This window comes from Pseudomonas sp. NFACC56-3, from assembly GCF_900100025.1.
Lineage (GTDB): Bacteria > Pseudomonadota > Gammaproteobacteria > Pseudomonadales > Pseudomonadaceae > Aquipseudomonas > Aquipseudomonas fluorescens_AA.
Genome location: NZ_FMTK01000034.1, coordinates 19,887 through 38,779, shown reverse-complemented (window position 1 = coordinate 38,779; position 18,893 = coordinate 19,887). Strand labels below are relative to the sequence as shown.

Annotated in this window: 17 protein-coding genes; 16 read left to right on the top strand and 1 reads right to left on the bottom strand. The window is 62.1% G+C overall.

Annotation, left to right across the window (positions count from 1 at the left end; translation table 11 throughout):
* Nucleotides 1-241: 241 nt before the first annotated feature.
* From BLO80_RS28150 to pgaD, 6 genes are all read left to right on the top strand, one after another.
* Nucleotides 242-877, top strand: a complete 636-nt coding sequence (locus BLO80_RS28150; RefSeq protein ID WP_092334097.1) for an NADH:ubiquinone oxidoreductase subunit N — start codon at nucleotides 242-244, stop codon at nucleotides 875-877.
* A 157-nt stretch (nucleotides 878-1,034) separates the two neighbouring features.
* Nucleotides 1,035-2,540, top strand: coding sequence for a YdgA family protein (locus tag BLO80_RS28145; protein WP_092334099.1), 1,506 nt, complete (start codon nucleotides 1,035-1,037; stop codon nucleotides 2,538-2,540).
* A 245-nt stretch (nucleotides 2,541-2,785) separates the two neighbouring features.
* A complete protein-coding gene (gene pgaA, locus BLO80_RS28140) occupies nucleotides 2,786-5,266 on the top strand; it encodes a poly-beta-1,6 N-acetyl-D-glucosamine export porin PgaA (RefSeq protein ID WP_092334101.1) in 2,481 nt (826 codons plus the stop codon).
* A gap of 12 nt (nucleotides 5,267-5,278) precedes the next feature.
* Entirely contained in the window at nucleotides 5,279-7,276 is a 1,998-nt protein-coding gene (gene pgaB, locus BLO80_RS28135; protein ID WP_092334103.1) for a poly-beta-1,6-N-acetyl-D-glucosamine N-deacetylase PgaB, read from the top strand.
* A 1-nt stretch (nucleotide 7,277) separates the two neighbouring features.
* Entirely contained in the window at nucleotides 7,278-8,633 is a 1,356-nt protein-coding gene (gene pgaC / locus BLO80_RS28130) for a poly-beta-1,6-N-acetyl-D-glucosamine synthase (protein ID WP_060739781.1), read from the top strand.
* Nucleotides 8,630-9,136 carry a poly-beta-1,6-N-acetyl-D-glucosamine biosynthesis protein PgaD gene (gene pgaD / locus BLO80_RS28125; RefSeq protein ID WP_092334105.1) on the top strand — a complete coding sequence of 169 codons (507 nt, stop codon included), beginning with the start codon at nucleotides 8,630-8,632 and terminating at the stop codon, nucleotides 9,134-9,136. The genes pgaC and pgaD overlap by 4 nt, the downstream gene beginning before the upstream one ends.
* A gap of 165 nt (nucleotides 9,137-9,301) precedes the next feature.
* Here pgaD and BLO80_RS28120 read toward each other — a convergent pair whose 3' ends face one another.
* A complete protein-coding gene (locus BLO80_RS28120) occupies nucleotides 9,302-10,834 on the bottom strand; it encodes an FAD-dependent oxidoreductase (RefSeq protein WP_092334107.1) in 1,533 nt (510 codons plus the stop codon).
* 139 nt (nucleotides 10,835-10,973) lie between these two features.
* Here BLO80_RS28120 and BLO80_RS28115 point away from each other — a divergent pair, with 139 nt between their 5' ends.
* The 10 genes from BLO80_RS28115 (at nucleotide 10,974) to BLO80_RS28075 (ending at nucleotide 18,853) form a co-directional block, all read left to right on the top strand.
* Nucleotides 10,974-11,534 carry a YbhB/YbcL family Raf kinase inhibitor-like protein gene (locus tag BLO80_RS28115; protein ID WP_092334109.1) on the top strand — a complete coding sequence of 187 codons (561 nt, stop codon included), beginning with the start codon at nucleotides 10,974-10,976 and terminating at the stop codon, nucleotides 11,532-11,534.
* A gap of 156 nt (nucleotides 11,535-11,690) precedes the next feature.
* Nucleotides 11,691-11,864 carry a hypothetical protein gene (locus BLO80_RS30035; RefSeq protein WP_163006770.1) on the top strand — a complete coding sequence of 58 codons (174 nt, stop codon included), beginning with the start codon at nucleotides 11,691-11,693 and terminating at the stop codon, nucleotides 11,862-11,864.
* Nucleotides 11,865-11,902: 38 nt separating this feature from the next.
* Nucleotides 11,903-13,216, top strand: a complete 1,314-nt coding sequence (locus BLO80_RS28110) for an MFS transporter (RefSeq protein WP_092334111.1) — start codon at nucleotides 11,903-11,905, stop codon at nucleotides 13,214-13,216.
* A gap of 110 nt (nucleotides 13,217-13,326) precedes the next feature.
* A complete protein-coding gene (locus tag BLO80_RS28105; RefSeq protein ID WP_092334113.1) occupies nucleotides 13,327-13,908 on the top strand; it encodes a hypothetical protein in 582 nt (193 codons plus the stop codon).
* 43 nt (nucleotides 13,909-13,951) lie between these two features.
* Nucleotides 13,952-14,632 (top strand): CsgG/HfaB family protein, encoded by a 681-nt coding sequence (locus tag BLO80_RS28100; protein WP_092334115.1) that lies wholly within the window; start codon nucleotides 13,952-13,954, stop codon nucleotides 14,630-14,632.
* A 29-nt stretch (nucleotides 14,633-14,661) separates the two neighbouring features.
* Nucleotides 14,662-15,021, top strand: coding sequence for a DUF4810 domain-containing protein (locus BLO80_RS28095; RefSeq protein WP_092334117.1), 360 nt, complete (start codon nucleotides 14,662-14,664; stop codon nucleotides 15,019-15,021).
* Nucleotides 15,018-15,671, top strand: coding sequence for a DUF799 domain-containing protein (locus BLO80_RS28090; protein ID WP_092334119.1), 654 nt, complete (start codon nucleotides 15,018-15,020; stop codon nucleotides 15,669-15,671). Before BLO80_RS28095 ends, BLO80_RS28090 begins: the two co-directional genes overlap by 4 nt.
* 147 nt (nucleotides 15,672-15,818) lie before the next feature.
* Complete coding sequence (locus BLO80_RS28085; protein WP_092334121.1) at nucleotides 15,819-17,492, top strand: vWA domain-containing protein; 1,674 nt, start codon at nucleotides 15,819-15,821, stop codon at nucleotides 17,490-17,492.
* Between the two features lie 174 nt (nucleotides 17,493-17,666).
* On the top strand, nucleotides 17,667-18,239 hold the full coding sequence (locus BLO80_RS28080) for an RNA polymerase sigma factor (RefSeq protein WP_092334123.1): 573 nt from the start codon (nucleotides 17,667-17,669) through the stop codon (nucleotides 18,237-18,239).
* Nucleotides 18,236-18,853 (top strand): hypothetical protein, encoded by a 618-nt coding sequence (locus BLO80_RS28075; protein ID WP_092334125.1) that lies wholly within the window; start codon nucleotides 18,236-18,238, stop codon nucleotides 18,851-18,853. The genes BLO80_RS28080 and BLO80_RS28075 overlap by 4 nt, the downstream gene beginning before the upstream one ends.
* Nucleotides 18,854-18,893: the final 40 nt, after the last annotated feature.

The window sequence follows — 18,893 nt, the reverse complement described above, 5'->3', positions numbered from 1 at the left end:
AGTGAAACGATGCATCGCCGATGGTAGTGTGGGGTTTCCCCATGTGAGAGTAGGTCATCGTCAAGATTGAATTCCCAAAACCCCTGTCTGCCTCAGTAGACAGGGGTTTTGTCGTTTTGGGCCGGTAATCGGATCGAGCCCCTGATGCCCCGGCAAACCCCCAACGCCGTTGCTATGCTGTGAGAGTCGGGCTCTGGCGACCAAGAGGGCCACGACGTCACTGGTCATGGGGATTCCAATAATGAAAAACCCTTATGCTCCCGGCTTTTGGTGCGCCACTGCGGCATTGCTGCTGCTTTCGGCCACTTATTTCTACGGCGTCATGCTCACTCATCAAATCGACAAGGCGCTGCTGTTCCTCGATAGCGCGTCAGCGTTGATTGGCGTGATATCCATCGCAATCGTGGCCTGGGCTTCGCTTCAGGGCCAACGCATCAAGAAAAAACACCTCGAGCAAGGCAAGACCCTGGTGCTGATTTGGGACACCAAGGTGGCATTGCGACGCGTCGAAACGGTGTTCGACCGTTATTTCTGGGGCAGTTATTGGCAACCTGGTCGCACATTCCAGGAAGTCATGGGCGAGCTCACCGGCACCCCGCTGGAAAAAAGCCTGGAAGCCCTGAAAGTCCAATGCGCAGCCCTGGACAAGCAGGTCACCCAGGACGGCTGGCACTGGCTCAACAACGCCCGTGAATTGTGCGACGTGGCTAACGCCATGGCCCGGGAGCGCTATCAACTGGACTTTTGCGATTCGCGCGGGGAGTCATCGGGTGCGGCGGTGATCAATCGCGATTTCGAAGTGCTGGTCTACACCTGGACGGCCCGCCTCAAGACTTTCGACCATCAGCTTGATGAGATCGAAGTCCAATATTCGTAGACCACCTCTCAAGAAAACGTTTTTACCCCCATAAACATTGGGCCCGCAGGGGTGCCTGATGGTAATCTCCGCTCCTCTTTGCGGCGTCGAGCCACCCCCTTGACGGGTCAGGGAAGACGACGGCTTTCTTCAACCATGGACATCGATCGGGTCACTCATGAATAAATCAGCAAGCGTACTTCTGGGAATCGTTGTGGCTGTCGGTGCTATCAGCGCGGGCGGCGCCTGGTACACCGGGACCAAACTCGAAGGCGTGTTGAAAAATGCCATTGCCGATAGCAATAAGCAAATGCAGACAGCCTTGGCCGGGTCCAACAGCACGGCTGCCCTGGAGCTGGTTTCCATGGACCGTGGCACATTCAGCAGCACCGCCCACTACCGCCTCAAAGGCGAAGGCGAGATGTTTGGTGGTGAGTCGGTCGAGCTGCTCTTCGTCGACCGGATCGAGCACGGCCCACTGCCATTTTCGCGCTTGATTACGCTCAAGTGGCTGCCAGTCATGGCCACCAGTCACACCGCTCTTGAGCGCAATCCACTGACTGACAAGTGGTTCGCTGCGACCAAGGACCAGTCGCCGCTCAAAGGTGTGGTCAACCTGGGTTACGACGAGTCCATCAACGGCACTTACGAGCTGCTGCCGTTGGACACCAAGTTGGATGAGCAGTCCCAGCTCACCTTCTCCGGTCTTAAGATCGACCTGGCCGCCAGCGCCCAGGGCCAGAAGGTCAAGGCCGATGGCTACATGGACAGCTTCAAGTTGACCACCGTTGCCGAAGATCAGACGCCAGTGCAGATCGAGCTGAACGGCCTGACATTGGCCAGTAACCTGAGCAAAAGCTCATACGGTTACTACATGGGTGACAACACCCTGCTGATGAGCAGCACCAAGGCCACGTTTGGTGAGCCGAAGTCGGTGCTGGGCCTGAAGAACTTCGAAATGAAGAACAGCAGCAGCGAGAACGGCACCAGTGCTTCGGGGCGTGCCGATTACAAGATCGGTGAGTTGTCGTTCAACGACAAGACCATTGGTTCGGCACAGATGGCGGTCAGCCTGAAGAACCTGGACATCCCGGCCACCATGTCGCTGATGCAGATCTACCAGACCAAGCTGCAGCCCTACGAAAAAGCGGCCGCCGAAGCCGCTGCAGCCGGTGAGCCGACGCCAGAGTTGAGCCTGACCGAAGCTGAGGAAGCACAGGTCAAAGCCGATCTGGAAAAACTCTTGGCCGGTGCCCCGCAGGTGGCTTTGGAAAATCTGTCGTTCAACACCGCCAACGGTGAAAGCCGTGCCAGCCTGATCGTCGATCTGACCAAGCCGCAGTCCATGGACCTGCCGCCGGATGAGTTGGGACGTCAATTGCTCGCCCTGCTGGATTTCAATCTCAAGGTTTCCAAGCCGATGCTGGTCGACCTGCTGACCGTGCAGGCACAGATGGAAGGCCAGACGGATGCCAAGCTGATCGCCGATCAAGCCACAGCCACCAGCGATATGTTCAGCGCCATGGCCGTCGGTACTCAATTGGCGACCCTTGAAGGCAACGACGTTGTCACCAAGTTGCACTACGCCAACAACCAGGTCGATTTCAATGGCCAGAAAATGACCGTCGAGCAATTCTCGGCATTTGTGATGAGCAAGCTGGGCGGCGGCGTCGCCATCCAGTAAGCCTGTTCAAGTCACACCCAAGACCCGGCCCGTGCATGACGCACGGCCGGGTTTTTTTATGCCCACGAATCAACCTTGGGTGAAATCTGTATCGATTCTGAAGAATTGTGGCGTTCCTGAAGATGACCCGCCTGAGAGTGCAAGACTAGGCCCATTAGAGCTTGGCTGGATTCCTTTGATCCGGCTTCCTGTTTGATGGGCAAGGGGGTACTGCGACCCGGCTGGCCATGTAAGGATGCTGACGAATGCCGCGTACTGTGGGTCCTTTTATTCAACGTGGATTGCGCCCGTTGTTTCGCGTCGCGCTGTGCAGCCAACTGTGCTGGCCGATGCTGGCGTTTGCCGATACCGCCTATGACCAAATGGTGCTCGACGCCCGTGCAGGCCACTACACCCCTGCGCTGACTGTGTTGCGCCAGGTGCCGGCCGGCCAGGCCAGCGCCGCGCAGATCAGCGACCACCTGCAGATCGCCAGTTGGGCCGGCCTCGATACCGAGGTGGTAACGGTCTATGAGACCCAGGGCCGTAATCGAGCGCTGCCCGTCCAGGCGCTGACTGCGACGGCTCGAGCCTATCGCAACCTCAAGCGCTGGGATTCGGCGGCCGAGCTGTACCGCCAGGCCTTGGTGATCGATCCTCAGAACCCCGACCTGCAACTCGGCCTGGCCTTGACCCAGGCCGATGCAGGCCAGCCCGACGAAGCCGTCACCCGCGCCAAGGCCCTGGTCGCTGCCAAGCCGACAGATCCGATGCGTCGACTGGCACTGGGTTATGCCTTGACCCGCGCCAACAGCCCCCACGAAGCGCTGTTCGAATACGACCAGGCCTTCACGCGTGCCGGCAACAATCCAGAGGTTGCGCGCGAATACATCTACGCCCTGCAACGCGCACGGCTGCCGGAGCCGGCGTTGCGCCTGGCGCGCCTGCAGCCGGGGCTGATCGACCGTGGCGTGCAACGACGCCTGGAGGGTGACGTCGCCGCCGAACGGGTGCGCCTGGCGGACATGGCCAGCCGCAGCGAACAGGAGCGCTTCGTCATTGCCGACCGCGCCTTGGCCGACTACGACAAGTTGCTCGTCACCTGGACCCCGGTGGCCGAGGCCCATGACGACGTACTCCGTTGGCGCATCGATCGCATGGGCGCGCTCAATGCCCGCGCCCGTCGAGCAGAAGTGATTGCCGAATACCAGAAGCTGATCGCCGAGGGCGTGAGCATTCCCACTTATGCCCTGCGCTGGGTGGCTTCTTCCTATCTGGAACAGCGTGAGCCGGAGATTGCCGTCGATCTGTACCGCCGGGTCCTGACCGCGCCGGATGCCGATCCCGCGGAGCGTTTTGAAGACAGCACTGCGCTCTACTATGCATTGCTGGAAAGTGAAAAATCCGAAGAGGCCCGTGCACTGGCCGAAGACATGGCGAAAGCCCAGCCTCCGCGCATCGAGCTCAAGGGCCTGCCGATCGGCAACCCCAACGATGAATGGATGGACGCCCAGCAACTCGCCGCCCAGGCCGGTACTTACGGCGCCGACTTGCCCTCTGCCGAGGCGCGCTTGGAAACCTTGGTCAGCCAGGGCCCCGGCAATACTGGCATGCGCCTGGCCCAGGCCGATCTCTACCAGGCCCGCGACTGGCCGCGCCGTTCGGAAAACCTGCTCAAAGAAGTCGAGGCGACGATTCCGCGCAATCGTGACCTGGAAATCGCCCAGGCCCGCGCTGCCATGGATTTGCAGGAGTGGCGGCAGATGGATGCACTGACCGACGACGTGGTCGCCCGCTACCCGGAAAACGCCCATGTCAAACGTCTGCAGCGCCAGCGTGAGGTACACGACATGGCCGAGCTGCGCATCGAGGCCTACACAGGCAAGAGCTATGGCGGTGGCAATGGTGATGCCGGTGCGGTCACTGGCAGCCGGGACTTTGGTATCGAAACGCTGCTCTACAGCCCGCCTATCGATGAAGACTGGCGGTTGTTCGGCGGTGCCGGCTACGCCACCGGCGATTTCGAGGAAGGCACCGGCCACCACCGTTGGCAGCGCCTGGGCGTGGAGCGTCGCACCCGGGACATGACCCTGGAGGCCGAGGTTTCCAATCACTCGTATGGTTCTGGCGACAAGCAAGGCGCGCGCGTGGCCGTGGCCCGAGACATCGACGACCACTGGCAATACGGCGGCAGCCTGGATTACCTCTCGGCCAATACCCCGCTGCGGGCGCTCAACAGCGGTATCCGCGCCAACGGCGGGAGTGGTTTCGTCCGTTGGCGGGCCAATGAAAGCCGTGAGTGGCGACTGGCGGTGAGCCCGTCCCATTTCAGTGACGGCAACAACCGCCTCGAAACCCAACTGACCGGCCGCGAGGGCATCTACAGCACGCCGCGCCTGCAAGTGGAGCTGGGTCTGGAAGTCGGCGCCAGCCGCAACAGCGGCTCCAACGAAGTGCCCTATTTCAACCCGAAAGCGGATTTCAGCGTCATGCCGACCGTGAGCGCCAACCACGTGTTGTATCGCCGCTACGAAACCACGTGGAGCCAGCAATTCCAGGTCGGTGCCGGTACCTACAGCCAGCGTGACTACAACACCGGGGCCATGGGCTTGCTCGGCTACGGCCAGCGTTTCATCTGGAACGACGTGCTAGAGGCAGGTGCCGCGCTGAGTTGGCTCAACCGCCCCTACGACGGCGATCGCGAAAGCGATTTGCGCCTGCTTGTCGACCTCACCTATCGCTTCTAGAAGAGTTTGAAGATGCCTGTCATTTCGCGATTCATCCTTCTGCTGGGGGTCTTGCTGATCAGCGCTTGTGCCCAGCAAGCCCCGGCGTTCACGCCGCCTTCGCAGCGTCCGCTGGCGGCCAACGACGCCCCGTGGCCGAAGAACCATGTGCTCGGCATCGCCTACCACGATGTCGACGACCGAGACCCGGACCAGGCGCTGGTGGCCGTGCGCACCGAGCGGCTGATCGAGCAACTGGCATGGCTGCGGGAAAACAACTACCAGCCGGTCACGGTGGACCAGATCATCACGGCCCGCAACGGCGGCCCGGAGTTGCCGCCCCGTGCGGTGCTGCTGAGTTTCGACGACGGCTACTCGAGCTTCTATACCCGCGTCATGCCTATCCTGCGTGCCTATAACTGGCCGGCCATCCTGGCTCCGGTCGGTAGCTGGGTCGATACGCCGCTGAACCAGACGGTGGATTTCGCCGGGGTGCCGCGCAAGCGGTCCGAGTTCCTGACCTGGGAGCAGATTCGTGAGGTGTCGAAATCGGGCCTGGTGGAAATCGCCGCCCACACCGATGCCAATCACAAAGGCGTGCTCGCCAACCCGCAAGGCAACCAGCAACCTGCGGCGACGACCCGGCGCTACGATCCGGCCACCGGTCGTTATGAGAGCGAGGCCGATTTCCAGGCGCGCCTGCGCAAGGACGTGGCGGCCATTTCCGAGAAAATCCGCAAGGTGGCCGGTTACAGCCCACGCGTCTGGGTCTGGCCTTACGGGGAAGCCGAAGGCGTCGCGCTCCAGGTGATCGGCAGCGAGGGCTATCAGATGGCCCTGACCTTGGAGGATGGCCTCGACAGCCTCGATAACCTGATGAGCGGCCCGCGCTTTTTGGTGTCGTCCGATCCGGATGGCGCCCATTTCGCCGAAAGCATCGTGTCCGTACAGACGATTGACCCGATGCGGGTGGTGCATGTCGATCTGGACTACGTCTACGACCCGGACCCGGTGCAGCAAGAGGCCAACGTTGGCAAGCTGGTCCAGCGCATCTACGACCTGGGTGCCAACACCGTGTTCTTGCAGGCATTCGCCGATCCGAAAGGCGATGGCCTGGTGCACTCGTTGTACTTCCCCAACCGCCACCTGCCGGTACGGGCCGATCTGTTCGACCGGGTCGCCTGGCAACTGCGCACCCGGGCCAACGCCAAGGTCTATGCCTGGATGCCGGTGCTCAGTTTCGCCTTGGACGCGAAGCTGCCACGGGTACAACGCTGGGATCCGGAAACCGGCAAGACCGGCGTCGCCCCGGACCAATATGTGCGGTTGTCGCCGTTCGACCCGAATGTGCGCAAGGTCATCGGTGAAATTTATGAAGACCTGGCGCGGATGAGTTCGGTGGATGGCGTTCTGTACCATGACGACGCGGTGTTCTCCGATTTCGAGGACGCCAGCCCCGCGGCCCTGAAAGTCTATGCCGCCAACGGCTTGCCGACGTCCATCGCCGCCCTGCGGGACGATCCTGCGGCGATGCAACGCTGGACCCGCTTCAAGAGCCGCTACCTGATCGACTTCACCCATGAGCTGACCGCCAAGGTCCGGGCGATTCGTGGTCCGCAGGTGCTGACGGCGCGCAATATCTTTGCCGAACCGATGCTCAACCCGCAAAGCGAAGCCTGGTTCGCCCAGAACCTCGACGACTTCCTCGGCGCCTACGACTGGACGGCACCGATGGCCATGCCGCTGATGGAAAAGCAGACCCGTGCACAGTCCGGCCCATGGTTGGAACGATTGGTCCAGACCGTCAAAAGCCGGCCCGGCGCACTCAAGCGCACGGTGTTCGAGTTGCAGGCGCGAGATTGGGACAGCCAACCGGTGACCGACATCGACGGCGAACTCCTGGCCGACTGGATGGGGCGCCTCAAGCGCCAGGGCGTGACCAGCTTCGGCTACTACCCGGACAACTTCATCGAAGACCAGCCCGCCGTGAAAACCGTGCGGCCGGCGCTCTCCAACAAGTGGAATCCTTGACATGCTCGACAGACTGCTCGCCCTGCTGGTGCTGGCGATCGTCCTTGGGGTGCCCCTGGGCCTGATCTTCCTGGTCACCGGGCAATTCCTGATGGACTTCGTGTTCTTTTACCCGCTGTTCATGTCCGGGCTGTGGATCGCCGGCGGCCTGTATTTCTGGCTGCACTGGGAACGCCACTGGCCATGGAAGGACGACACCTTGCCACCGCCCCTGGCGGGTGAGCCGCTGATCAGCATCCTGATCCCGTGCTTCAACGAAGGCGACAACGTCGCCGACACCATTCACGCGGCGCTGGGCCAGCATTATCCGAACATCGAAGTCATCGCCATCAACGACGGCTCCAAGGACAACACCGCCCAGATGCTCGATCAACTGGCAGCCGAGGACCCGCGCCTGCGCGTGCTGCACCTGGCGGAAAACCAGGGCAAGGCCGTGGCCCTGCGCATGGGCGCCATCGCGGCGCGCAGCGAATACCTGGTGTGCATCGACGGTGACGCGCTGCTGGCGCCGAACACCTGTGCTTACCTGGTGGCGCCGATGCTGGACAACGCCCGCCTCGGCGCGGTGACCGGCAACCCGCGCATCCGCACCCGCTCGACCTTGATCGGCCGGGTCCAGGTCGGCGAGTTTTCCTCGATCATTGGCCTGATCAAGCGTACCCAGCGAGTCTTCGGGCGGATCTTCACCGTGTCCGGCGTGATCGTCGCGTTCCGTCGCACCGCCCTGCACCGGGTCGGCTACTGGAGCCCGGACATGATCACCGAAGACATCGACATCAGTTGGAAGCTGCAACTGGATCACTGGAGCATTTTCTACGAGCCGCGCGCGCTGTGCTGGATCCTCATGCCCGAAACCTTGCGTGGCCTGTGGCGGCAACGCCTGCGCTGGGCCCAAGGGGGCGCCGAGGTGCTGTTCAAGAACATCCGTGGCATCTGGCAATACCGCCATCGCTACCTGTGGCCGCTGCTGTTCGAATACTGCCTGTCCACCGGCTGGGCGTTCACCTTCCTGCTATCGGTGATCTTCTGGGGTGCTGGCAAATTCGTCGAAATGCCTGCCGCCATCGCCGTCGATCACCTGATGCCGCCAGCCTTCACCGGCCTGTTGCTGGCCGTGGTGTGCCTGCTGCAGTTCGCGGTGAGCATCCTGATCGATCGGCGCTATGAAAAAGGCCTGTGGCACATCATGTTCTGGGTGGTCTGGTACCCGTTGGTGTTCTGGCTGATCAGCCTTTTCACCACCCTGGTGAGCTTTCCCAAAGTGTTGTTCGGGCAGCATCAGAAGCGTGCGCGCTGGATCAGCCCGGATCGCGGTATCAAACCGTTCGATGATCAGGAAGAGGAAGTGATCCGATGAAAATTATCAGGACCCGGCAACGACCTTTTCTGGTGGTCATCGATGCGCTTTTCACCGTGCTGGCGTGGGTAGGGCTGTTGTATTTGCTGGTCAATGGGCTGTGGCCGCTGCTCGACGGCCAGGCCGGCCCGCGCCTGGGAGGGTCGCTGTTCGACACCCTGGGGACTTTGCAGGTCTATGGCTGGATCGCGTTGGTCAACGCGGTGGTGCTGATTGCCTGGGCGCGTTATCAACAGCGCAAAAGTCGCAGCTTCGCCCAGCGCCGGCTGCCGGCGCCGGTGGTGGATGACCAGGGCTTGAGCGCCAGTTTCAAGTTGACCGGCGAGCGCCTGGACACGCTGCGCCAGCCCGGCTCGAAGATCATCCACAACAACCAGGACGGCGACATCAGCCACGTCGTGCCGCATTTCCATTTGCTCAGCCCGGACTTGCAGCCACCGCCCCTGGCGCCATTGGAGCGACCACGGGTAATCCACTTGCCGGCCGATCAGTCTGTGCATTGATGCAAGCAGGGGGATTGGGGACGTGGCGGATATTTCGGTCAACACAAGACAACACTGTGGGAGCGAGCTTGCTCGCGATGGCGTCGCGTCAGTCACATTGAGGTGACTGATCCACCGCTATCGCGAGCAAGCTCGCTCCCACAGGGGATTTGGGGGGGGACAGATTTACGACGAGAAATCCCGAACCAGCCGCCACGCTTCGTCCACCGGCAACGGTTGCTTCATGCGCTGGGCCAGCGCTGCCATGGCCCGGCCTTCATCGCAGGCCACGGCGGCGGCAACGAGGCCGTCCTTGCCCAACAGGGCGATAAAGGGCGGGTGCTCGGGCGTGCCCTTGAATTCCACCTCGTCCCAATGTTCAGCGTGCCCGAGGTAGTCGTAGCGTTTGCCAAAGTGATAGGTCCAGAAAAACGGCACGTCCAGATAGTGCTCGTCGCCGCCGAGCATGTTCGCGGCGGCAATGCGTGCCTGTTGCTGGGCCAGGCGCCAATGCTCGATGCGTACAGGCTTGCCGTTCAGGGGGAACGTCGCGATATCACCCACGGCCCATAAGCCATCAGCCACACGCATGCCCGCGTCAACGGACAGCGACTGGTCCTGTTCCCGTGGCAACTGGGCAAACGGCTCGGTGGCCGGGTGCACGCCGATGCCGACGATCACCAGGTCCGCAGCCAAACGCTGGCCGTTATCCAGCACCACGGCTTCGACCTTGTGCGCTCCGTCGATCCGTGCCGCTTCGCCGTCGGTGTGGTACACCACGCCGTTGGCCCGGTGCCGGGCCAGGATGGCCTGGCCGACGCTCTCGCCCAATTGCGCGGCGAACGGCACCGGGTGCCGGGCCAAGACGGTGACGCTCAGCTCGCGCTTGCGCAGGGACGAGGCCACCTCCATGGCGATGAAACTGTCGCCAATGATCACCGCCCGTTGCCCTGGCCGGACAGTGTCGAGAATCTGTCGGGCATGGGCGATCGAACGCAGCACGAAGACTTGCGACAAATCGATGCCGGGCAGCGCTGGCTTCTTCGGCTCCCCGCCTGTAGCAATGAGTGCGGCGTCGTAGTCCAGGCGCCGGCCATCGGCGAGCTGGATTTGCCGGGCACTGGGGTCCAAATGGGTGACCTCGCCGTGGAGCCTTTCGATGCGTTGCTGGGTGAAATAAGTTTCATCGCGCAGCGGCGCCGTCTCGTTGACCGGCATGTCGCCGGCCAATACATACTTGCTCAGCACCGTACGGTCGTAGCCGGCTTCGGCTTCGCGGTCGATCAACAGGATCCGGCCGCCAAACCCCTTCTCCCGCAACGCCGCCGCGCAAGCCGTGCCGGCCGCGCCGGCGCCGATGATGACAAAGGTGCGTGCGTCATCGGCCGGCGGGATTTTATCGGCCGGCAGCGGTTGGTCATCGACCCAGACGTCATCGCCGCGCACCTCGACGTGATAGCGCGCCAAGCTGTCGAGGGCCGGCGGCTCGCACAGGGCGCCGTCTTCAGCCCGGAAGGCCGCCTTGTGCCACGGGCAAATCAGCCGTCCATGGCACACCGCGCCCTTGGCCAGTGGTGCACCTGCATGGGGGCACTTGCCTTGGAAGGCACGCACCTGATCGCCTGAGCGCAGTAACAGGATGGACGTGTCGTTGATTTTGACTTCGAGGCCGCAGTCTTCGCGAACATCGGCGAAACGGGCGACTTGATGCAGAGACATGGGCGTTCTCCGGCAGGCGTTTCCCTTTGGAGTCGAGGGCCGGAACGAGGTTCAGCATAATTGTCACTGCACCCTTGGCGACGCTGCGGCTATAGTTCGCAAGCCGTCCATGGCCAGACACGCAAAAGGTGCCCCCGGTATGACTCGATTGAACATTCTCACCCCTTGGCTGGCGGCCGTCGCCCTGGTGCTATGCGCACAAGGGGCAGCCCAGGCCGAGGAGCGTTTTACCCTCAGTATTCCCGGCGTGTCGGACGACCGCCTCTTCACCGCAGCGGCGGCCAGTGACGCCAACGCCTGTGGTGGCAAGAACATTTCCCCGGCCTTGAGTTGGAACGCAGGCCCACCGGGCACCCTCAGCTATGCCATCGTCATGTTGGACCCGGACGGCCAGAGGGGCCAGGGTGTCGATCACTGGGTCCACTACGGCATCAAGGCCACCACCCGGCAGATTCCAGCGGGCGCCGGTACCAAGTCCTCGTTTGAAGGCATGAGCGGCATCAACAGCAAGAACACCCACGGCTATATCGGCCCTTGCCCGCCCATCGGCGACAGCGCTCACCACTACCTGATCCAGCTCTTCGCCCTGGACCTGCCACCGGAAGCCTTCCCTGCGGGCCTCACCCGGGCTCAACTGATGGAAAAAATCAAAGGTCACGTCCTGCGCAACAGCAGCGTCGTGCGCCGCTACCACCGCTGACCCGAGACGACTCAACCCCCTGTGGCGAGGGAGCTTGCTCCCGCTGGGCTGCGAAGCAGCCCCCCGCCACAATGGCGCCGCCCAGACACAAAATTGGCATCACGCGCCAAAAGCGAGCACTATCGAGCCCCTGTTCACTCATGCCGGAGGATGGCGATGACGCAGAAACCCGACGGCATCGCCCGCCTCCTGAACTGCCCCACCAAGGGCGACGAAATACGCCGGGCCATCGCCCAGAGCCGCAAGGATTTCCTGCCTGCCGACGAGGCCGAAGACGCCGAGCCAGGCCAACCACCGGTTCAACCGGTGGACACTGATCGCGACGACTGAGCCGTCGCCCTCTTTCAACTTATCGTTCAAATCCGCCTATGACTGCCACCCCTGTTCTACCCGGTGACCGATTCAGCCGATCCGATTACAAGACCCTGGGCCTGGCCGCCTTGGGAGGCGCGCTGGAGATCTACGATTTCATCATCTTCGTGTTCTTCGCCCTGACCCTCAGCCAGTTGTTCTTCCCGCCGGAAATGCCCGATTGGCTGCGCCTGCTGCAAAGCTTCGGGATTTTCGCCACCGGCTATCTGGCTCGCCCCTTGGGCGGCATTCTCATGGCGCACTTTGCCGATCGCCTGGGGCGCAAGCGCGTGTTCAGCCTGAGCATCCTGATGATGGCCTTGCCATGCCTGCTCATCGGGGTGATGCCCACCTACGCGCAAATCGGCTATTTCGCCCCGTTATTGCTGCTGGCCCTGCGTATCCTGCAGGGCGCGGCCGTGGGCGGCGAGGTGCCAAGCGCCTGGGTATTCGTGGCCGAACACGCGCCGCTGCATCATCGCGGCTATGCCCTGGGTTTCCTCCAGGCCGGCCTGACCTTCGGTTACCTGCTGGGCGCCCTGACCGCAACGGCGCTGGCGCGGGTCTACACGCCGGCGGAGATTCTCGATTACGCCTGGCGCCTGCCGTTCCTGCTGGGGGGCGTTTTCGGTGTGATCGGCGTCTGGCTGCGCCGCTGGCTGAGCGAAACGCCGATCTTCATGGCCCTGCAAGCCGATCGCGAAGGCGCTGCGGAGCTGCCGTTGCGCACGGTCCTGCGCGACCACCGCCAGGCCTTGCTGCCCGCCGCCATTCTGACCTGCGTGCTGACCTCTGCCGTGGTGGTGTTCGTGGTCATCACCCCGACCGTGATGCAGAAAAGCTTCGGCATGACCCCCAGCCACACCTTCGCCCTGAGCAGCCTGGGCATCATCTTCCTGAATATCGGCTGCGTCCTGGCCGGCCTCATCGTCGACCGCATCGGCGCCTGGCGCACCGTCATGCTCTACAGCCTGCTGCTGCCCCTGGGCATCGCCGTGCTCTACGCCAGCCTGATCAGCGGCAGCGCCTGGCTGGGCGTGGCCTACGCCGTGGCCGGCCTGGGTTGCGGCGTGGTCGGCGCGGTGCCGTCGGTGATGGTCAGCCTGTTCCCGCCGAAGATCCGCGTGTCCGGCATCTCGCTCACCTACAACATCGCCTATGCGCTCTGGGCCAGCATGACACCGTTGATGCTGATCGCCCTGGTGCCGTGGAGCCCGTGGGTGTGCGTGGGGTATTGCGTGGTGATGGGGGCGGTGGGGGTTGGTGCGGCGGCGTACTTTCCAGGGCGGCATATGAAGACTGCGCAGCCGTCGTTGGCTTGTGAGTCGTAAGCGTTCTTGCTCACCAGCGGCGTAGTCGGCGAAACAACTTGAGAACCCCTCCAAACTCCGTAAAATGGCGCCAGTATTTTGCCACTACCCTTCAGGGATGAAATCAAGACATGCGTCTTTTTGCACTATTGCTGGCCGCCTGCCTTATGGCGGGCTGTGCCTCCAAGCCGGACTACTACATTTCCCCTGCTCCCGTAACGATCCCCAAGACCGCCACCTATTGGATTGACACGTTCAATGTTGAAGTCGTAGGCAAGAACGAACGTTTCCTGCCTGACGACACGGTTCGGGAGCAGTTGAACAGCGACCTGGTCGGTCGTCTGCTCGATGCCGGACGCTACGCCAGCAGCAAGGAAACAGCCGACTATCTGCTGGATGTGGAGACCGTCTACGCGCGCCGTATCCAAGATACCCAGGGTGGCTTCATGAGCCATCTCGTGGCCGACAATACGCTTCTCGCCAGTGTCGATTTCAGCTATCGGGTCCAGGTGAAGAAAGCCGGTGCCGAGGTGTTGCACTTTGCCCAGGCCCGTCAAGGATTGATGCCTGGCGGCGCGATAGGGCAATTGCAGAACATGAAAAGCATGATGGGTGCGCTGACGAACAAGGGCAATTCCGATGTCGAGGGTTACTACACCGGTCTGTTGAGCCGCTTTATCGTCGATGACCTCCTGGCCATTCCGTCTCGCTAGTTATCTGCTGCACCTTGCGACTCTTCACTCTTAGGAGCAACTCGTGAAAACACTGTCCAAAATCCTGCTGTCGAGCCTTACCGCCGCAGTGCTGCTGACCTTGGGCGGTTGCGCCTCGGAAAGCTCCCGGGCGCTGCCGGTGGAAAAAGTCGCCAGCGCCAGCGTCGCCTATGCAGGCCAGCGCGTGCCGATCGCCGTGGGTAAGTTTGATAACCGTTCCAGTTACATGCGCGGGATTTTTTCCGACGGCGTCGATCGCCTTGGCGGCCAAGCCAAGACCATTCTGATTACTCACCTGCAGCAGACCAACCGATTCAGCGTGCTGGACCGCGACAACATGGGCGAAATTGCCCAGGAAGCGGCGATCAAAGGTAGCGTGCAGAAACTCAAGGGCGCTGACTACGTAGTGACCGGTGACGTGACCGAATTCGGCCGCAAAGAGACCGGCGACCGTCAGTTGTTCGGGATTCTCGGTCGTGGCAAGACCCAAGTGGCCTACGCCAAGGTCAATCTGAATGTGGTCAACATCAACACTTCTGAAGTGGTGTATTCCACCCAGGGCGCCGGCGAATATGCCCTGTCCAACCGTGAAGTGATCGGTTTCGGTGGCACCGCCAGCTACGACTCCACGCTCAATGGCAAGGTTCTGGACTTGGCCATGCGTGAAGCGATCAACCGCCTGGTGGATGGCATCAATGCCGGCGCCTGGAACCCACGCAACTGAACGACGGGACCATGAGGAGCAGTACACGGATGAACAAGGCAGTGAAGTTGGCGCTGATGCTGACGGCCGTTGCGACGGTAGCCGGATGCCAGACGGCGCCCCAGTCCCTATATCAATGGGAGAGCTACCAGCCGCAGGTTTACGAATACTTCAAGGGCGAGCCCAAGGAAGCGCAGGTCGAGGCGCTGGAGCGGGATTTGCAAAAAATCAACGCCAGTGGTCGTAAGGCGCCGCCGGGTTACCACGCTCACTTGGGCATGCTGTACCTGAGCATGGGTAAGGATGATCAGATGGTGCAGCAGTTTCGCACCGAGAAGGTGTTGTTCCCTGAGTCTGCGGCCTACATGGACTTCTTGCTCAAAAATGCCAAGACCGGAGACGTCAAATGAGTTTTTTGAAAATGACCGGGGCTCTGCTGGCGCTGGCGTTGCTGGGCGGTTGTGTGGCGCCCAAGACCATTGACTATTCGGCGTTCAAACAGGCGCGGCCCAAGTCGATCCTGGTACTGCCGCCGATCAACGAATCCCCTGAGGTGCAGGCGTCCTACGCCCTGGTGTCTCAGGTGACCTATCCGTTGGCCGAAGCGGGTTACTACGTATTGCCGATTGCCCTGGTGGATGAAACCTTCCGCCAGAACGGTCTGACGACACCGAACGACATCCAAGGCGTCGCCCCAGGCAAGCTGCACGATATTTTCGGTGCGGACGCGGCGCTGTACATCACCATCACTGAGTACGGCACCCGCTACATGGTGATCTCCAGCGAAACGGCGGTCACTGCTTCAGCCAAGCTGGTAGACCTGCGCACCGGTACCACTCTGTGGACCGGTTCTGCTCGCGCCTCCAGCGAGGAAGGTGGGAATAACGGTGGCGGTGGGCTGGTCGGCATGCTGATCACTGCGGCGGTCAAGCAAATCATTAACAGTTCAACCGACGCCGGTTACCCGATTGCCGGGATCGCCAGTACGCGCTTGCTGTCGGCCGGCCAACGCACTGGAATCCTGTACGGGCCACGTTCTCCCAAGTACGGATCGGACTGATTCACCCGTAGTGAATCGCCTGGTCATCTTTGGGTGACCAGGCCCTGCTGCTTCGGTCCCCGGAAAAATTTTCCGACAGTTAACCCGAACCGCGAATACCCTACGTCTGAGCTTGTGAACGGATCATTCATTCACGAGGTTCAGCCCATGTCCCGTCCATTTCCCTTCATGCGTCCTGCTGCCCAGGGCTTCGCCGTGACCTTGCTGGTGGCGTTGGCCGGTTGTGGGTTGTCTTCGTCCCGGGAGGTCGCCAAGCCGGCCGAACCCGTGCCTGTGGCGCCCAGCGTTGCACCGCAAGGCGAGGTCGCCTATGTTCGCGAGCCCATGGCCAAGCGTATGGCCGTTCCGGCATCGATGCCCGCCCCCACGGTGGCGAACGACACCCTCGCCGGCGATTACCGCACCGAGCCACGGGAGCAGTACGAAAAGCTGCCGGACAACCCCATCCATAGCGTCGCCGAAACGCCCGTGTCGACCTTCAGCGTGGATGTCGATACCGGCAGCTATGCCAATGTGCGACGGTTCCTCAACCAAGGCAGCCTGCCGCCCGAAGGTGCGGTGCGGCTGGAGGAAATGGTCAATTATTTCCCGTATGACTACGCCCTGCCCACCGACGGTTCACCCTTCGGTGTGACGACCGAAGTCGCCCCCTCACCGTGGAATCCCCACACCCGCCTGCTGCGCATCGGCATCAAGGCCAGCGACCGCGCTGTGGCGGACCTGGCGCCAGCCAACCTGGTCTTCCTGGTGGACGTTTCCGGGTCCATGGACCGTCGCGAAGGCCTGCCGCTGGTCAAGAGCACGCTGAAACTGCTGGTGGACCAATTGCGCGATCAGGACCGGGTGTCCCTGGTGGTCTATGCCGGTGAATCCCGGGTGGTGCTCAAGCCCACCTCGGGTCGCGACAAGGTGGCAATCCGCAACGCCATCGATCAACTCGACGCCGGTGGTTCTACCGCTGGGGCCTCGGGCATCGAATTGGCCTATCAGATGGCGCGCGAGAGCTTCATCGACAAAGGCATCAACCGCATCCTGCTGGCCACCGATGGTGACTTCAACGTCGGCGTCAGTGATTTCGACAGCCTCAAGCAGATGGCGGTGGACCAGCGTAAAAGCGGCGTCTCCCTGACGACCCTGGGCTTCGGTGTGGATAACTACAACGAACACCTGATGGAGCAATTGGCCGACGCTGGTGACGGTAACTACGCCTACATCGACAACCTGCTCGAAGCGCGCAAGGTCCTGGTGGACCAGCTCAGTTCCACCCTGGCGGTGGTCGCCCGGGACGTGAAATTGCAGGTGGAGTTCAACCCCGCCCAGGTCAGTGAGTATCGACTGCTGGGCTATGAGAACCGCGCGTTGAAACGTGAGGATTTCAACAACGACAAGGTCGACGCAGGCGAGATCGGCGCCGGGCATACGGTGACGGCGTTGTATGAAATCGTTCCGAAGGGCGAGCCGGGCTGGTTGGAACCGCTGCGCTATGCAAACACGCCCAAGTCGCAGAGCACCTCAGGCGAATTGGCGATGTTGCGCGTACGCTACAAGCCGGCCGAGGGCGGAAGCAGTCGATTGATCGAACATCCCATTGCCAGCGTGCAGAACGACCGCAAGCCCAGCGATGACCTGCGCTTCTCGGCCGCTGTTGCCGCCTTCGCCCAACAGCTCAAGGGTGATGGACGGTACACTGGGACGATGACCTTGAAGGACACTGCGCAATTGGCGCGCTCGGCCCGCGGTGATGATCCGTTTGGGCTGCGCTCGGAGTTTGTGCAGTTGGTGGAACTGGCCCAGAGCCTTGAGCCTGCGGCCAAGCGCTGAGCCTGACTGCAACGAGGATCAAATGTGGGAGCGAGTTTGCTCGCGATAGCAGTAGCCCGATCATGTTCATCATTGACTGATCCGACGCCATCGCGAGCAAGCTCGCTCCCACAGGGCTCCCTTGTTGTCTGCCAGGACTGTGTTGCAATGACCGGAAAGGAGTTCGTCCCCCACATGCCCGCTGCGCTTGATTCTCCCAGCGACGAATCGCTGCTGGCCCGCTACCGCAATGGCGACGGGGCTTCTTTCGAAGTCCTGTACGCCCGCCATCGGCAAGGGCTTTACCGTTTCCTGTTGTCCTTGAGCAACAAAGCCGAGCTGGCCGAGGAGGTTTTCCAGGACACCTGGCTCAGCCTGATTCGCAGCACCACCCAGCCACAAGGCCGGGCGAGTTTTCGTACCTGGTTGTTCCAGATTGCCCGCAACCGCTTGATCGACCAGTGGCGCAAACACGGTGTCCACAACCCGTTGCACGACCGTTATGACGAGCAACTGCACGTCCAGCCCGACGACACCGGCAGCCCCGAGCAACAGCTGAGCCTGAGCCGCGACCAGGCGCGTCTCGACGCCGCGTTGCAGGCCTTGCCCGAGGATCAGCGAGAGGTCTTCCTGCTGCGCCTGCATGGCGACCTGGAGTCGCCACAGATTGCCGCCCTGACCGGCGCCCCGCTGGAAACGGTCAAAAGCCGCTTGCGTTACGCCCAGCAGAAATTGCAGCGACTGCTGGCCGAGGAGGTACCCGCATGATCGACCCCAAACACACCCCGGATCCCGACGACGAAAAGCTTATCGAGCATTTTCGCCAACATGCCAGCGGCGAGCCGCCGGCCTCCCTGGACACCTTCATCCTGGCCACCGCCCGTCGCGAAGCACCGACGCCCACGCCAAGCCTGTGGCAACGCTGGCTGCAAGCCTGCCAACGGCCGCGCTGGCAGATGGCATTCGCCACGGTCGCTGGCGTGGCGCTGATGATCGGCCTGGTATTGCGCTCGCCCGTGCCCCACGAGGAGCTGGCCTCACCCGCCTCGATGGAGTTTTCCGCCGATCGGCAAGCGCCTGCCGTTGCCGCCGCACCACCACCGGCCATGCTCGCCCCCGCCCCGATCACCCCTATGGCGCCCCAGGGCGAACTGGCCCGGGCCCCGGCAAGCCCTGTGCAATCCTTGGCGGAAAAGCCTGCGGCGAAAATGAGTAAATCCGCGCCGGCTGCATTGCCATCGCTGGAGCAAGGCCTGATGGAGATCCTGCGCTTGCGCGAGGCGGGTGAGAGCAAGGCCGCCGATGAGAAACTGCTGGGGTTGCAAAAACGCTTTCCCAAGGAGGATTTGCCTGCGCGTTTGGAGGCGTTGCGCAAGCGTTGAGTGAGATCAACGCCCACAAAAAAGCCCCGGGTCTTGCGAC

What these genes read in the sequence shown, in the direction of transcription:
- BLO80_RS28150 (WP_092334097.1), top strand. Translation starts at nt 242, where the DNA reads ATGAAAAACCCTTATGCTCCCGGCTTTTGGTGCGCCACTGCGGCATTG.
- BLO80_RS28145 (WP_092334099.1), top strand. Translation starts at nt 1,035, where the DNA reads ATGAATAAATCAGCAAGCGTACTTCTGGGAATCGTTGTGGCTGTCGGT.
- pgaA (WP_092334101.1), top strand. Translation starts at nt 2,786, where the DNA reads ATGCCGCGTACTGTGGGTCCTTTTATTCAACGTGGATTGCGCCCGTTG.
- pgaB (WP_092334103.1), top strand. Translation starts at nt 5,279, where the DNA reads ATGCCTGTCATTTCGCGATTCATCCTTCTGCTGGGGGTCTTGCTGATC.
- pgaC (WP_060739781.1), top strand. Translation starts at nt 7,278, where the DNA reads ATGCTCGACAGACTGCTCGCCCTGCTGGTGCTGGCGATCGTCCTTGGG.
- pgaD (WP_092334105.1), top strand. Translation starts at nt 8,630, where the DNA reads ATGAAAATTATCAGGACCCGGCAACGACCTTTTCTGGTGGTCATCGAT.
- BLO80_RS28120 (WP_092334107.1), bottom strand. Translation starts at nt 10,834, where the DNA reads ATGTCTCTGCATCAAGTCGCCCGTTTCGCCGATGTTCGCGAAGACTGC.
- BLO80_RS28115 (WP_092334109.1), top strand. Translation starts at nt 10,974, where the DNA reads ATGACTCGATTGAACATTCTCACCCCTTGGCTGGCGGCCGTCGCCCTG.
- BLO80_RS30035 (WP_163006770.1), top strand. Translation starts at nt 11,691, where the DNA reads ATGACGCAGAAACCCGACGGCATCGCCCGCCTCCTGAACTGCCCCACC.
- BLO80_RS28110 (WP_092334111.1), top strand. Translation starts at nt 11,903, where the DNA reads ATGACTGCCACCCCTGTTCTACCCGGTGACCGATTCAGCCGATCCGAT.
- BLO80_RS28105 (WP_092334113.1), top strand. Translation starts at nt 13,327, where the DNA reads ATGCGTCTTTTTGCACTATTGCTGGCCGCCTGCCTTATGGCGGGCTGT.
- BLO80_RS28095 (WP_092334117.1), top strand. Translation starts at nt 14,662, where the DNA reads ATGAACAAGGCAGTGAAGTTGGCGCTGATGCTGACGGCCGTTGCGACG.
- BLO80_RS28090 (WP_092334119.1), top strand. Translation starts at nt 15,018, where the DNA reads ATGAGTTTTTTGAAAATGACCGGGGCTCTGCTGGCGCTGGCGTTGCTG.
- BLO80_RS28085 (WP_092334121.1), top strand. Translation starts at nt 15,819, where the DNA reads ATGTCCCGTCCATTTCCCTTCATGCGTCCTGCTGCCCAGGGCTTCGCC.
- BLO80_RS28080 (WP_092334123.1), top strand. Translation starts at nt 17,667, where the DNA reads ATGCCCGCTGCGCTTGATTCTCCCAGCGACGAATCGCTGCTGGCCCGC.
- BLO80_RS28075 (WP_092334125.1), top strand. Translation starts at nt 18,236, where the DNA reads ATGATCGACCCCAAACACACCCCGGATCCCGACGACGAAAAGCTTATC.